Source organism: Vibrio sp. VP6, from assembly GCF_028823755.1.
Classification (GTDB): domain Bacteria; phylum Pseudomonadota; class Gammaproteobacteria; order Enterobacterales; family Vibrionaceae; genus Vibrio; species Vibrio parahaemolyticus.
In genome coordinates this window covers 1-1,012 of sequence record NZ_JAPEID010000150.1, presented here as the reverse complement: position 1 = coordinate 1,012, position 1,012 = coordinate 1, and the positions used below count along the sequence as shown (strand labels likewise).

At 44.0% G+C, this 1,012-nt stretch carries 1 protein-coding gene; it reads left to right on the top strand.

Annotation, left to right across the window (positions count from 1 at the left end; genetic code table 11):
* Positions 1-614 precede the first annotated feature (614 nt).
* The gene (locus OU793_RS24590; protein WP_159408199.1) at positions 615-1,001 is read left to right on the top strand and encodes a hypothetical protein; all 387 of its coding nucleotides are present in this window, start codon (positions 615-617) and stop codon (positions 999-1,001) included.
* Positions 1,002-1,012 lie beyond the last annotated feature (11 nt).

Genomic DNA, 1,012 nt, shown 5'->3' with positions numbered 1-1,012 from the left:
GGGCGTTACCCTACGGGCAAGGTTTTCCGCTTGTATCTTTCATCTATGGACTAAGATCGTCATCGCCCCGAAACGTCACAAGTGCCGTCCCTGGTCGTGTCGCTCTACAGTCCCTATCCAAAAGGATATCGCTGCAATCCTGAACGCCTTCACTCACTTCGTTCGTTACGCCTCGTCGTTCCTCCTCGTTGTCCTCATTCTGCTATCCCTGTTTTTATCGGTCACTTCAAGCTGGTCGTTTGAATGGCAGAGTGCACAAACTGGCTTCACGTTTGCAATTTAGGCGATGTCCTTCGCTCAGTAAAGAGGGACGTAGTTTCCTCTTGACAGAGCCAACGACACCCCCTTGTTCAATTGACGTAAAGACACAGTTTTGCACGCTCTTAGCCCTTCGAACCACCTTAACTTGGGAGTGCCCTGCACCTAAAACAGGTCTAGCAGGATGAGGGGTTTTCTAGGGAGTGAGTAGGTCAGAGGCTTTTTTAACTTTGTCCTTTTGCGGTTCGTCCGTCCTCGCGCCCTTCGGTTGCGGTCTAGTATTTTTGCACAGCAAAAATGGATGGTTAGAGCGTCATTACTACCTTTTTTAATTATATAAACAGGATGAATAAATAATGAAATATCTAACAGATTACACAAGCGAAAAACAAACCCAAGCTTTTAACGAGTTCGGTGCATTCTTTGCCTTTTCTAATAAGCAGTTCGACGAAGCTAAAAAAGAGGGCGTTAAATATTCTTCAATGGGAGCTGGTTTAATCTGTCCCGTTGGTAATGAGAAAAAACTATATGACCGTTTAGAGAAAATTAACAAAGAAGGCATAGCGCAAGACATTGCAGAAAATGGCAAAAAGGCAATCATTCGCCGTGAACTATTTAATCACGAATGTTTTTACACGGGCGATATCTGCGATTGCGCAGAAAAACTGGAAGAGTACGGTTACAGTTACGACGACATTTATCAAGTGTATAGCCACATTTGCAGAACTGAAGATGTGTATTAAGCACAAATAAA